7 protein-coding genes are annotated in these 13732 nt (G+C 52.8%); 4 read left to right on the top strand and 3 right to left on the bottom strand.

The window, feature by feature from the left end:
- Nucleotides 1–6: 6 nt before the first annotated feature.
- The 4 genes from H6F94_RS28955 to H6F94_RS28940 all read left to right on the top strand — a co-directional run bounded on the left by H6F94_RS28955 (nt 7) and on the right by H6F94_RS28940 (nt 10209).
- Nucleotides 7–3972 (top strand): DNA-directed RNA polymerase subunit beta', encoded by a 3966-nt coding sequence (locus tag H6F94_RS28955; RefSeq protein ID WP_396426462.1) that lies wholly within the window; start codon nt 7–9, stop codon nt 3970–3972.
- 554 nt (nt 3973–4526) lie between these two features.
- Entirely contained in the window at nt 4527–6551 is a 2025-nt protein-coding gene (locus tag H6F94_RS28950) for an elongation factor G (protein ID WP_190805715.1), read from the top strand.
- A 350-nt stretch (nt 6552–6901) separates the two neighbouring features.
- On the top strand, nt 6902–7687 hold the full coding sequence (locus H6F94_RS28945) for a peptidylprolyl isomerase (RefSeq protein ID WP_242041455.1): 786 nt from the start codon (nt 6902–6904) through the stop codon (nt 7685–7687).
- Nucleotides 7636–10209, top strand: a complete 2574-nt coding sequence (locus tag H6F94_RS28940; protein ID WP_313949394.1) for a type I secretion system permease/ATPase — start codon at nt 7636–7638, stop codon at nt 10207–10209. Before H6F94_RS28945 ends, H6F94_RS28940 begins: the two co-directional genes overlap by 52 nt.
- A gap of 102 nt (nt 10210–10311) precedes the next feature.
- On the opposite strand, the gene H6F94_RS28935 is transcribed toward H6F94_RS28940, so the two are convergent.
- The 3 genes from H6F94_RS28935 to kaiB all read right to left on the bottom strand — a co-directional run bounded on the left by H6F94_RS28935 (nt 10312) and on the right by kaiB (nt 13726).
- The gene (locus H6F94_RS28935) at nt 10312–11646 is read right to left on the bottom strand and encodes an HlyD family type I secretion periplasmic adaptor subunit (RefSeq protein WP_190805714.1); all 1335 of its coding nucleotides are present in this window, start codon (nt 11644–11646) and stop codon (nt 10312–10314) included.
- Between the two features lie 168 nt (nt 11647–11814).
- Nucleotides 11815–13437 (bottom strand): circadian clock protein KaiC, encoded by a 1623-nt coding sequence (gene kaiC, locus H6F94_RS28930; RefSeq protein WP_242041454.1) that lies wholly within the window; start codon nt 13435–13437, stop codon nt 11815–11817.
- Nucleotides 13430–13726 carry a circadian clock protein KaiB gene (kaiB, locus tag H6F94_RS28925; protein ID WP_190805713.1) on the bottom strand — a complete coding sequence of 99 codons (297 nt, stop codon included), beginning with the start codon at nt 13724–13726 and terminating at the stop codon, nt 13430–13432. The genes kaiC and kaiB overlap by 8 nt, the downstream gene beginning before the upstream one ends.
- Nucleotides 13727–13732 lie beyond the last annotated feature (6 nt).

Raw genomic sequence — 13732 nt, 5'->3', positions numbered from 1 at the left:
ACCCTCATGGCAGAGCGCACAAAAAATCAGCAAAATGACAAGACAGCGGGTCTCAATCGAGACCAGCCCATGCCATTTCGGAACCATGTGGTGGATAAAGGGCAGCTCAAGAGGCTAATCGCCTGGGCTTTCACCCGCTATGGCACAGCTCGGACGGCGGATATGGCAGATGCGCTAAAGAGCTTAGGCTTCCGCTACGCTACCCAAGCTGGGGTTTCAATCAGCGTAGATGACTTGCAGGTTCCCCCCAGCAAGAGCAAGTTGCTGCGGGCTGCTGAAGACGAAATCAAAGCCACGGAAGATCGCTACACGCGTGGCGAGATCACGGAAGTTGAACGTTTCCAGAAGGTAATTGACACCTGGAACGGCACCAGTGAAGAACTGAAAGATGAGGTGGTTCGCAACTTTAAGCAGAACAGCCCCCTCAACTCGGTCTATATGATGGCCTTCTCTGGCGCTCGGGGTAACATCTCCCAGGTGCGCCAGCTAGTCGGCATGCGCGGTCTGATGGCTAACCCTCAGGGTGAAATCATCGACTTGCCAATCAAAACCAACTTCCGAGAAGGTCTGACGGTTACAGAGTACATCATCTCCTCCTACGGTGCTCGTAAGGGACTGGTGGACACAGCCTTGCGGACTGCGGACTCCGGATATCTCACCCGCCGCTTGGTGGACGTGTCCCAAGACGTGATCGTGCGCGAGCATGACTGCGGCAGCAAGCGGGGTATTCCTGCTCGCCCGATGACAGACGGTGACCGGATCCTGATTCCACTAGAGGATCGTCTGCTAGGTCGAGTTGCTGCTGAGGATGTGGTGCATCCCACAACTGGCGAGGTCTTGGTACCGCAGAACGAGACCATCTCTGATGATGTAGCGCGGTCTCTGGGCAAGGCTGGCGTGCAAGAAGTCATTGTGCGTTCGCCTCTAACCTGCGAGTCAACGCGCTCGGTCTGTCAGCTCTGCTACGGCTGGAGCTTGGCCCATGGTTCTAGGGTAGATATTGGCGAAGCGGTTGGTATTATTGCAGCCCAGTCGATTGGTGAACCGGGGACCCAGCTGACCATGCGTACCTTCCACACTGGAGGGGTATTCACGGGCGAAGGAGCTCGTTTGATTCGGGCTTCATTCAGCGGCACTGTCAAATTCCCCAAGAAGTTGCGCTCTCGCGGCATGCGAACCCGCCACGGTGATGACGCCTTACTGGTAGAGAGTAATGGGGAGTTCAGCGTTGAAGGGGGTGGACGCAAGGAAGCCTTCCCGATCACGCAAGGCTCAACATTGCTAGTCAAAGACGGTCAGCAGGTCCGCGAAGGCCAGATGTTGGCTGAAGTGGCGCTCGCTGGTCGCAACTCTCGCAAAACCGTAGAAAAAGCAACCAAAGACGTTGCTACAGATTTGGCCGGTGAGGTCAAGTTCTACGAACTGGAGCCAGAAGAAAAGCGTGACCGTCAAGGCAACGTTTCTCGGATTGCCAAGCGCAGCGGCTTGATCTGGATCCTGTCTGGCGAAGTGTATAACCTGCCGCCTCTGGCAGAACCCATTGTTAAAAATGGGGACAGCATTGAAGCAGATGGGGTGATCGCTGAAACTCGGTTAATGACCGAGCATGGTGGTGTGGTGCGTCTGCCTGACACTCAAACCGAGGGCAAGAGCGGCCGTGAAGTCGAAATCATCACAGCTTCAGTAGTCCTGGATCAGGCCCATGTCCGAGAAGAGAGCCACCAAGGTCGCGAGCAGTATCTGGTCGAAACCAACAGTGGTCAAACTTTCTCCCTTAAAGCCACACCTGGTACCAAGGTTCAGAACAATCAGGTAGTGGCTGAGCTGATCGATGATAGCTATCGCACTTCTTCGGGTGGCATCATTCGCTACTCCGGGGTTGAAGTGGCCAAGCGAGGGAAAGCCAAACAGGGCTACGAAGTGGTCAAGGGTGGCACGCTACTCTGGATTCCTGAAGAAGCCCATGAGGTTAATAAGGATATCTCGCTGCTGAACGTTGAAGACGGGCAGTACATCGAAGCGGGCACTGAGGTTGTAAAGGACATCTTCTGCCAGAGCAATGGCGTAGTGGAAGTGGTTCAGAAGAACGACATCCTGCGGGAAATCGTAATTAAACCCGGTGAACTGCGTCTGGTCGAAAGCCCGAGCGATCTCGTTGTGGCTGATGGTAGCCTGGTTAACCCTGGTACTGAGGTCATGGCCGGTTTGGTAGCCGACGAACTGCGCTATGTCGAGTACGTGGAAACGCCTGAAGGTCCAGCCCTGCTGCTGCGGCCGGTGCGTGAATTTACCATTCCTGACCAGCCGGCTGTACCTAGCCAAGAGTCTGTGAATGAATCGGGTCGAGCGATCCGTCTACGAGCTGTACAACGTTTGCCTTACAAAGATGGTGAGCGAGTCAAATCGGTCGAGGGACTAGAGTTACTGCGTACGCAGTTGGTTCTAGAAATTGACACTGAAGCGCCTCAGCTCGCTGCTGATATCGAATTGATTCCCGATGAAACTGACCCAGAGAGACGTCGCCTGCAACTGGTGATCCTGGAACCTCTAGTGCTGCGTCGGGACATCAGCGCTGACTCTACCCAAGGTAAAACCCGTACAAGGCTGTTAGTCGAAGACGGTCAAAAAATTGCTCCTGGGGCTGTCGTTGCTCGCACTGAAATTATGTGTAAGCAAGCGGGTGAAGTGCGGGGTCTCAAGCACGACGGCGAGGCTGTACGTCGGCTTCTGGTGATCACCGAAGAGAACGTTTATCGGGTACCTAATGCCGAAAGCGCAGCTCTCAAAGTTGGCGATTTCGTCCGTAAAGGCGATACCTTGGCTCCTGGTATACAGGCTGATGAGTCTGGTCAGGTAGTTGCTGTCACTGATGCTGAGGTAACTATCCGGATTGCGCGGCCCTACCTGGTTTCAGGGGGAGCAGTTCTGCAAATCGAGGATGGTGACCTGGTCCAGCGGGGCGATAATTTGGCCCTACTGGTATTTGAGCGAGCTAAGACTGGGGACATCATTCAGGGTCTACCTCGAATCGAGGAGCTGCTGGAGGCGCGTAAGCCCAAGGAGATGTGTGTTCTGGCCCAACGGTCGGGTACTGCTCAGGTCACTTACGACGAAAACGGCGATGTTCTCGAAGTCACGGTAGATGAAGGCGATGGCACGGTCTCACCCTATCCAATTGGTCCGGGGCAGAACGTGATTGTGTCTGACAGTCAACCCGTGGAAGTTGCGGAACCCCTCACTGATGGTCCTGCTAATCCTCACGACATCCTGGAGATCTTCTTCAAGCTCTATCGGGAGACCAAAGGTGCAGGTGAGGCTGCTCTGATCAGTTTCCAGAAGGTGCAGACCTTCCTGGTTAACGAGGTTCAGTCGGTGTACCAGTCTCAAGGCATCGATATCTCTGATAAGCACATTGAGGTCGTGGTTCGCCAAATGACTTCCAAGGTGCGAGTCGATGATGGCGGTGACACCACCATGCTGCCAGGAGAGTTAGTGGAGCTGTACCAGATTGAGCAGGTCAACGAGGCCATGTCGATCACGGGCGGTGCCCCTGCGGAATACACGCCTGTGTTGCTGGGGATTACCAAGGCCAGCTTGAACACCGATAGCTTCATCTCAGCTGCGTCCTTCCAGGAGACCACGCGGGTACTCACAGAAGCAGCAATCGAAGGCAAGTCTGACTGGCTGCGCGGCCTCAAGGAGAACGTCATTATTGGACGCTTGATTCCCGCCGGTACGGGCTTCAATGCTTACGATGACGGTACTGGTGACGTCGATGCAGGTTATGACGGTTTGGGCCTGTTCGATGAGGAAGCAGGTCTGGAGGATGTAATCCTTGATGACCGCACCGCTCGCAGCTACGGCTTCGATGGAGCGCTGGATGGCGAAATAACCTTTGGCGCTGGCTTTAGCAGCGTGACTCCTGATGAAGAAGAAGCAGAAGTCGAGGATGACCTAGGCGAAGAAGAGTAAGCTCTTGTGCAATTCGCTAATTGCTAGGCGGCGGGTGAATAACTAGCCCAAAGTCTAGCGAGATTAAACCCTCCCCAAATGGTGGTGCTAGCACTGCCAAGGGGAGGGATTTTTGTATCTGGACCAATTGCGTAACGACTGGATTGTTCCCTCAATTTCGTCCTTGCCAGAAAAATCTACATTCTGGCCTCCCTGGTTTGCAAACTCGATTTGGCAGTAGCGCTGATACAACATACCTAAGCCCAAATGCCTGGGCAAATCTATGGCTATTGGCTGAGCAATGACTAAACAATCTCTATGCGAGTGTAAATGTGAGTGTAAGGTTTGTTTGCGTAAAGCTTAAGAAAACTAACTAGGACGATCCCCGATCTAAGCGAAGGGATATGCTGAACTCATCCACTTAGAATGTGACCGCTAACGCATTTAAAACATTGAATCCTGATTGATTTGTGTCGCGCTGAACCGCTTACGCTACAAGGGTTAAGCCGCTAAGAATCAAGCTGGAATTTGCTGTTGCTTTTAAAGCTAAATCGGTTGGCGGCGGGGAGGATTTTATGTCTAACCGTATCCGAAACGTGGCGATTGTCGGCCCTTACCTGAGCGGCAAGACCACGTTGCTAGAGAGCCTGTTGTTTGTGACTGGTGCAATCTCACGTAAGGGTAACGTTCAGGATGGCAACACTGTTGGTGACAGTGTGCCCGAAGCCGTCAATCGCCAAATGTCCGTTGAGGTCGTGGTTGCTACCACCCACTATGGCGCTGGCGACGATGCCACTCAATTCAACTTCTTAGACTGTCCTGGCTCAGTTGAGTTTGTTCAGGAAACCTGCAACGCCCTTATGGGCGTTGATGCGGCGCTTGTAGTTTGTGAGCCTGAGCCGGAGCGGGTTCTGGCCTTGGCGCCGCTCTTGCAGTTTCTAGATCGTTGGGAAATCCCGCATCTACTCTTCATCAATAAGCTAGATCGCGACTGTGCCAACTTTGTTGGTGTTTGTCAGGCGTTGAAAGCCGTTTCCCGTCGCCCTCTAGCCTTGCAGCAGTACCCCATCGGTCAGGGTGCTAAGCTCACTGGCTTTATTGATCTCATTACTGAGCAAGCCTATCAATACCATCCAGGTTCAGCTCCTGATCCAGTCCCTTTGCCAGAAGACTTGAGGGCTGAGGAGCAACAGGCCCGGGCCGAAATGCTAGAGACCCTAGCCAATTTCGATGACCACTTGCTCGAAGAACTACTTGAAGAGATTGAGCCTCCCCAAGAAGAGATTTGGCAAGACCTGCGTAAGGATTTGAGCGCTGACCGAATTGTGCCTGTATTCCTGGGTGTGGCTCAGCAGGACTTCGGCGTGCGTCCTCTGCTAGCAGCTTTGGCCCAGGAAGTCCCAGACCCGATGGAAACTGCTGAGCGTCGCGGTATCAACCTCAACAGCCAGGAGCCGCTTGCTCAGGTCCTCAAGACAAATTTCTCCTCTCAAGGCGGCAGACTCTCGCTCGTGCGCGTTTGGCGAGGCCAAATCAACGAAGGTGTCTCGCTGAACAACATGCGGCTGGGTGGCATTGCGAGGCTTTGTGGTCAACGGCAGACCAACCTGCAAACAGCTCAGGCAGGCGATATCGTGGCTCTGTCCCGCATGGAGGGCGTCCGTACTGGTGACACTCTACGGCTGAATGTCTCCACTCGGGCACAAACACTACCAACGGCAGAAGTGATTGCGCCGGTCTACGCTCTGGCTGTCTCACCAGTTAACCGTAACGACGAGGTCAAGCTAAGTGCTGCAACTACCAAGCTAATTGAAGAAGATCCAGGGCTGCGGGTTGAGCAAAACTCTGAAACCCACGAAATCATCTTTTGGGGACAGGGGGATATTCACATTCAGGTTGCGCTGGACCGGGTGCGACGTAAGTTCAATTTGCCTCTGGAGGCGCGCTTGCCTCAGATCGCCTACCGCTCCACCATTCGTAAATCAACCGAAGTGCATGGGCGCTATAAGCATCAAACCGGTGGTCATGGTCAGTTCGGCGATGTTCACTTGACGATCAAGCCCTTGGCGCGGGGCGAGGGTGAACAGTTCTCAGAGACGATTGTGGGCGGTGCAGTGCCACGGCAATACATCCCCGGCGTTGAGATGGGAGTGCGCGAGTTCTTGGCTAAGGGCTCAATAGGCTATCCCGTAGTCGATATCGCTGTAACCTTGACCAATGGTTCCTATCACTCGGTGGATAGCTCGGAGCAAGCCTTTAAGCAAGCTGCGCGAATCGCTATGCAGGAAGGTCTGCCCAAGTGTGAGCCAGTTTTGCTAGAGCCGGTTGACCTGATCGAGGTCGCAATTCCTCAGGAGTTTACGCCACGAGTATTACGCTTAGTAAGCGGCAGACGGGGGCAACTCCTGAACTACCAGGCTCGAGAAGGCTGGTCCGGTTGGGACATGGTGACAGCCCATTTACCTCAAGCAGAGCTCAATGATTTTGTGATCGAATTGCGCTCCCTCAGTTTGGGGGTAGGGTTGCTGACCTGGCAGTTTGATCACTTGCAGGAGATTCCTGAGAAAGTCGCGGAGCGAGTGCTAGTGGCTTCGAAGTAGAACTGGCTAGAACTAGCTGGGCCCGACAGCCCACCAGGCCGTGGATGGCAGCAGGTAATCAGCATAAATAAACCATTTGGATGAGTTAGCACAGGGTTAGAGCCTCTCTAGCCCTGCTTTTTGGGTCCGGTTTTGGGTCGTGTTTGCCTGTTGAAGTGATCGGGAATACTGTGGGGCACTCTAAGGCAGGGGGTTAACGTGCAGAGCTATGCCCCAGCTTTCCACACGCCCTGATCTTCTCCTGTGTCTTCTCCGTGCTTGGGTTGTCTCCTAGTTCAGCTCTCCCCCGCTTTCTGCAACTCATATTGCCAAGTCCCGTTCCCCTCTCGCGTAAACACGCCCCTAAAAACATGGCCCTGCAAAACCTGCCCCTGCAAACCAAGATGGCTGAAGCTTTTTTGAGTGTTGACGATCAACCCATTCCTCTATCGCAGGCCTTGAGATATCTTCAAGCCTCTGGCAATCTACAGCCCTTCATTGGACAAATCTTGCGTCAGTACTTACTCGAACAGGAGCTTGCTGCTCGAGACAGTATTCAAGTAGAGTCTTCCCTGATTGAGCAGGCAGTCATCGATTTTCGTCTCAACAATCAACTCACCGACCCTAAAGCATTTCAAGAGTGGTTAGCCAAAAATGGTCTGGACTATAACGGCTTTCACAATCAAATCGTTTCTAGTTTTAAACTAGAAAAACTGAAAGCTGAAATTACAGAACCTAAGCTGCAAGAGTATTTCATCGACCGCAAGATTTTCTTAGACCGAGTTGTTCTCTCTCGGATTATTGTGGCCGAAAAAGAATTGGCGGAGGAATTACGTAGCCAAATCGAAGAAGGCACTCGCTTTGAGCAGTTGGCTCGTGAATACTCGATAACCGATGATCGCGTAGTCAATGGCATGATGGGACCTGTCAGCCGAGGTCAAATGCCAGATGGTCTGCGGGCCTTGGTCGATCAAGCGAGCCCCGGTGAGCTGATTGGCCCCTTACAAATCGACGATCGTTACTGCCTGTTCCGGCTCGAAGACTTTCTGCCTGCTTCTCTAGATGGTCCTTTGCAACAGGAACTGCAAAATCAGCTCTTCGAACAGTGGATTGGCGAGAAAATGCAGACAATGACTATCAAACTCCAAGTCGGTTGATGAACCCAGCCAATCCAGCCTCGCCCTTGGCCTTGGAGGAACTGCCCCTGTGCCTGCTAAAACCTGAGCAGCAACTCCAGTGCCAAGACCAAGCAGAAACGCGTCGCTACCCACTCGGCGATCTGATCTGGTCTACAGATGCTCAGGACAGCCAGTTTCTGGTGGTGGCTGGGCGGGTTCGCCTCGTGCCCGACCAGGGCCAATCAATTCTGCTGAAAGAAGGTGATTGGTTTGGGAGTCTCCTGGAGTTGACCGGTTCTTGGAAGGCCCGAGCTGCTAGTAAAGAGACCCTGGTGTTGCATTGGGATGGCACACTGTGGCGCAGTGTGACCTCACCAGAGCTTCAGCAATTCTGGTCTCGGTTGCGCGACCGTTACCAACCGCCAACGGAGGAAGTTCCTCAACCGGTTTCGGGCTACCCCTTCGTCTCCGGTCTCAACACCGGCGCTGCTTGCCTGACGATGGTGGCACAGCAATTACAGAATCCGGCCCAACCAGCTTGGGTGCAACGGCAACTACGAGGCCAGCGTCCAAAGCATCTGGTGGAGGCTGGGGAGAAGCTAGGCTTTCATTTGCGTCGAATTCAAACTGATTGGAACTCGCTCCGGCAATTGAGCTTTCCAGCCCTTCTGCATTGGCAGCAGGAACATTGGGTCACCGTTTACGGCGTTCAAGGCAACCGTCTGATCGTTGCTAACCCGCTCAATCCGGCCCAGGCCTGTGAAAGCTTGCCCCGTGCAGGTGTTGAAGCAGCTTGGGACGGCCAACTCTGGCAGGCTGAGCTGATCCAGACGCAGGACCGGTTTAATCTGAGCTGGTTCCTACCTGCGGTCTGGAATTACCGGCGGCTGCTTGGAGAGGTGTTGATAGCCTCCTTCACGTTGCAACTGCTGGGCCTGATCACGCCTGTGATCACGCAGGTTGTGATTGACAAGGTCATGGTGCAGGGAAGCTTACCAACCCTGGACGTAATGGCAATCGCCCTGCTGGGGGCCGCTGTGTTTGAAGCGCTTTTGGGCGTCCTGCGCCTGTTTATCTTCACGCATACGGCTCGGCGTCTAGATCTCAGCCTATCTGCCCAAGTCTTTCGCCACCTGCTACGCCTGCCTCTAGCCTACTTTGAAGCACGTCGCGTGGGCGATACAGTGGCGCGGGTGCAAGAGCTGGAAAACATCCGTCAGTTTCTGACTGGCACAGCCCTTACGGTCATTCTGGATAGCATTTTTGCTGTGGTGTATCTGGCTTTGATGTTCTACTACAACATCAAGCTGACCTGGGTCGCTCTGGCCGTGATTCCCCTGTTTGCCATTCTCACCCTGGTTTCAACACCGATTCTGCGCAATTGGCTCAACGAAACCTTTAACCGCAGTGCAGATAGTCAGTCTTTTCTAGTTGAAACTGTTACTGGTATTCACGCAGTCAAAGCTCATGCGGCTGAGCGAACTTCCCGTGACCGCTGGGAGGGGCTATTTGCCCGCTTTATTCGCACTAGCTTCAAAGCCTCGACGACCTCTAATATCAGCAGCCATATTGGCGATTTTCTGACTAATTTCTCCAGTCTATTGATCCTTTGGGTTGGAGCCAAATTAGTGATTGAAAACCAACTCACGATTGGGCAACTGGTAGCCTTTCAAATGTTGTCGGGCCGCGTCACAGGTCCGTTACTCCGTCTGGTGCAACTGTGGCAGAATTTGCAGCAAGTTTTGCTGTCTGTAGATCGCATTGGTGACATCCTCAACGTTGCCCCCGAGGCAGAGCCAGGTGCTGGCCTAGTTCTGCCCACGCTTCAGGGTCAAGTTACGTTTGACCAGGTGTTTTTTCGCTATCACCCCAATCAAGAGCCTATCCTGCGAGGCATTTCGTTCACAGTTCAGCCTGGCATGTTTGTAGGCATTGTCGGACGCAGTGGCTCTGGCAAGAGCACTTTATCTAAACTGCTCCAACGTCTCTACCAACCTGAATCCGGTCGCATTTTAATTGATGGTTTTGACATCAAAAGTGCAGACCTAGCTTCCCTACGCCAGCAAATTAGCGTGGTGCTCCAGGAAGACTTTTTGTTTAATGGCTCCATCCTAGAGAATATTACTCTCGGTAACCCAGATATCACTGCTGAGCAGGTAGTAGAAGCAGCTCGCTTAGCGGTTGCCCACGACTTTGTCAGCGAGCTAGCCCAGGGTTATGAAACTAACGCTGGCGAACGCGGTACCGCCCTCTCTGGCGGTCAGCGCCAACGGATTGCCTTGGCTCGTCTATTCCTTTCTCAAGCTCCCCTCCTGGTTTTGGATGAGGCAACCAGCGCTTTGGATAGCGAAACCGAACAGCAAGTTTTACAAAATTTGCAACGGGTCTCCCAGGACCGAACTGTGTTTCTGATTGCTCACCGCTTCGCACCTCTGAAACGTGCGGATCTAATTCTAGTTCTAGAAAAAGGTGTGATTGTTGAGAAGGGTCAGCATGATGAACTCTTGCAGAAACGAGGTCTCTATTGGTCCCTCTACCAACGTCAACAGGCCGCTGTTTGATAACTGTTTGATAAGGGCTTTGTTTGACGATGGCTTGTCAGCCCTTGCAGCAGGGACGAGTAGAGAACTAATTGTAGGGATTGAGTAATCCAATTTCTGCCATTACCGAACCGAAAAGGCTTCATCAAAACGACGGGTAATGGGTTCCATCAAGAAGGTCAAGATGGACTTTTTACGCGTCACAATTTCACCGCTAGCACTCATTCCAGGCGTGAATGTCACTGTCTTGCCACGAACTTGCAGTGAATGTTTGCTGAGCTTAATACGAGTCGGAAATACTGGCCCCAAATCTTTGTCCACGATGGCATTAGGGCTGACTTGAACCACAGTGCCATCAATGGTGCCAAATTCTTGAAAAGGAAAGGTAGCAATTTTGACCTTGGCTTTCATGCCCTCCTGAATAAAGCCAATGTCTCGATTTAGAACCTTGACTTCCAGTAGGAGTTGCTCGCCTTCTGGCAAAATCGACAACAATTCCTCACCCGTTTGCACATTGCCACGTGTAGCTTTCACACTGTAAATGGTTCCTGCTACAGGCGCTTTTAGAATCTCCTGGTCCCGTTGTTTTCTGGCCTGCGCAAGTTGCCCCTCAATGGCAGTTAGATCTTCACGACGTTTGGTGAGTTGACCCAAAATATCGCTCTGACGCTCAGATTTGAGACGGGCAATTGCATCTCGAACTTGCTCGTAGGTCGCCTGAGCCTGCCGAATTTCCTCGCCCTGGGCATCAATGTCCTTGCGTAGCGAGGCAACCCGATCCTGGGAATCAATGTAGTCGAGCCGAGGAACCGCCCGGTTCTCATCGGAGGCAAGCGTCCTTAGGGCCCGTTCACGAATTTGAGCACTCTTGAGGCTTTCCTGAAACTGGGCCAGCTTGACCTGAGCCCCTTTGATCACAGCGAGCTGACGGGTTGCTTCTGACGCTGCCGCATTCTGGCGAGCTTCGTACTCCTGCAAGCGGGCCCTTAGAAGCTGATCTTGCAGCAATGTGCCAGCTCTGGTTGTTCCTGTCCGCTCCGCTTCCAGCCGCCTCAAGTCCTCTCGGATCAATTGGGCCGAACGGGCCAGTCGGTCAACCTCAGCCTGAGGCAGACTAGAGTCTAAGCTAAGCAAAACCTGCCCCTTCTGGATGCGCTCACCCTCTTGAACCTCGACCCGTTGAACTAGACCGCCACTCAAGGCGCGTACGGGGCGCACCTGAGCGGAGGGAATCAGTTCCCCTGGCGCAACTGCCACTTCATCGACCAGGCTGAAATGGGTCCAGGCCAGAGCACTCAGCACTAGCAGGCTGATACTGCCTGCCAACAGCCGTGTGTACAGGGGGGGTAACTCCTGAACCGCTTTGCCCAATTCGTAGGACAGCCCATCCTCAGGTCGAGCTAGTTGATGTTTGACCCGACGAGCGTGGGAGGGTGAAGGCGTGAAAGGCGAAGTCATAGACGGTTACAGGCTGCTAGCTTCTGGCTTGTGACTTCTCTAGAGTGGCTCAGGGGTCTGCGTCCTACCAACCTTCTGGAGCAATCCGACTTGAAACGAGGTCAATCGAAGCAAACTAGAACCAATTATGTCGTTTTAGTAATTTCGCTGCGCCGCTCAATTTTTTGCCTAAAGGTCATCCTCTGGTCCCATCAACTGGACTCCCTGCACAATGCGAGAGAGTTCACTCTTCTCATCAATGGCAATTCGAGTGGGCGAACCGCTAATGATCCGCTCGAAGCCCCTGAATGAGTCTTTGATTTCAGCACCCTTGTCACTAATGACATACTCTCGAATGCCTTTGTCATGCCAGGAGCCACGCATTTTGAAGACGTTGAGAGCTCGTGACATTTCGCCACGAATTTCAACATACTGCAGCAGCAAAATCGTATCCGTAATCGTTGAAATGTGAGACTCCGTAATCGAGTGGGAGCCCATGAACTGATCCGTCGTGTTAGTGAACAGGCCAGTAATCTCTTCTTGCTTGGCGAAACCGGTTACAGCAATCACGAATTGGCGAAAGGCGTTGTTGCTCACACCTCTAGCCAGGGCAGATAGCGAATCAATCGCAATGCGTGAGGGTTTGAAGGTTGCGATCTCCCGCTTCATAATCTGCAAATGGTCTTCTAAACCTGCAGATTCAGGGTAGGCACAGATAATTTTGAGTAGGCCCCTCGCCTCCATCTCCTCAAAGTCAGTTCCCCAAGAAGAAGCATTTCGTGAGAGTTGTGCGCGCGATTCTTCATAGGCGAAGAGAATTGAGCGCTCGTTGATCAAAAAAGCATTTTGAAGGAACTTACTGACCAGCAGCGTTTTACCTGTCCCTGTTGCTCCGGTAGCCAAAATAATCGAGTCTTTGAAGAAACCACCGCCACACATCTCATCGAGGGTTGGAATGCCAGAAGAGACGCGAATATTGGAGGAGCGCTGAGTTAACTGCATTGCCCCCAGAGGGAAGATGCTGATGCCATCATTAGTCATCGTGAAGGGGAACTCACCCTTCATGTGTGTGGTGCCACGCAATTTGAGAATTTCAATCGTACGGCGGCGGCGCTCGCCCTCTAGGGCATTGCGTAAAATGAGCACGTTGTCTGAAACGAATTCTTCTACCCCAAAGCGAGCAATGGGACCGTATTCCTCAATGCGCTCGGCACTCATGATCGTGGTTACGCCCACTTGCTTCAATCGCGCTACCAAGCGAAAGATTTCACGGCGCACGACGCCCGCAGCGTCGTACTGCTGGAATACGGCAGTGACCGAATCAATCGAAACTCGCTTGGCTCGATACTTGCGCACTGCGTATTGAATGCGCTCGATCAGGGCCGACAGATCAAAATCTCCAGCAATATCTTGACCCTCAGGATCTGGCGAGGCATCCAAGATGAACAACTTACCGTCATCGATCAGCTTTTGCAAATCCCAGCCGAAGCTGTAGGCATTCTTGATGATGTCAGCAGGGGATTCTTCAAAAGTGACAAAGATGCCTGGCTCATCGAAATGAATGATGCCGTTGTAGATAAACTGCACCGCCATCTGCGTTTTGCCAGTACCCGAGGTGCCACTCACTAGAGTGGTGCGCCCTACTGGCAGACCGCCGTGGCTGATATCGTCAAACCCTTCGATTAGCGTGCGAATCTTCCGCACACCACGCCCATCTGCTCTGCTGTTAAGGTCGCTTAAGGTTGGGGACTCCACACCGATTTGGGGCTCAGAGCCGTCCATGGAAGCCCCCAGGCTCGAAGCTTCACTCATGGTCTTCTAATTCCTCGTACAGCAAGTCTAAACCAATTAAAACTTTGTCCCGGTCTGACAGATCACCAATGATTTTGCGTACAGGTGGGGGCAGAATCTTGGCTAGAGTTGGCGTTGCCAGAATTTTGTCTTCTTCAGCCAACTGCGGACTCTTGAGAACATCGATCACTTTGAGTGTGTAGACCCCTTGAAATTCAGTTTCTAAAATGTCATTGAGGGTTTTGAGCGCTCGGACTGAGGCACTGGTGTTACCAGCGACGTAAAGCTTTAAAACGTAGGTTTTTTTCATGATAAA

It is taken from the genome of Leptolyngbya sp. FACHB-261 (genome assembly GCF_014696065.1).
Taxonomy (GTDB): Bacteria; Cyanobacteriota; Cyanobacteriia; order FACHB-261; family FACHB-261; genus FACHB-261.
This window is presented reverse-complemented; position numbering and strand designations above follow the sequence as displayed.

Coding starts and splice junctions, on each gene's coding strand:
- H6F94_RS28955 (WP_396426462.1), top strand. CDS start 7: ATGGCAGAGCGCACAAAAAATCAGCAAAATGACAAGACAGCGGGTCTC.
- H6F94_RS28950 (WP_190805715.1), top strand. CDS start 4,527: ATGTCTAACCGTATCCGAAACGTGGCGATTGTCGGCCCTTACCTGAGC.
- H6F94_RS28945 (WP_242041455.1), top strand. CDS start 6,902: ATGGCCCTGCAAAACCTGCCCCTGCAAACCAAGATGGCTGAAGCTTTT.
- H6F94_RS28935 (WP_190805714.1), bottom strand. CDS start 11,646: ATGACTTCGCCTTTCACGCCTTCACCCTCCCACGCTCGTCGGGTCAAA.
- kaiC (WP_242041454.1), bottom strand. CDS start 13,437: ATGAGTGAAGCTTCGAGCCTGGGGGCTTCCATGGACGGCTCTGAGCCC.
- kaiB (WP_190805713.1), bottom strand. CDS start 13,726: ATGAAAAAAACCTACGTTTTAAAGCTTTACGTCGCTGGTAACACCAGT.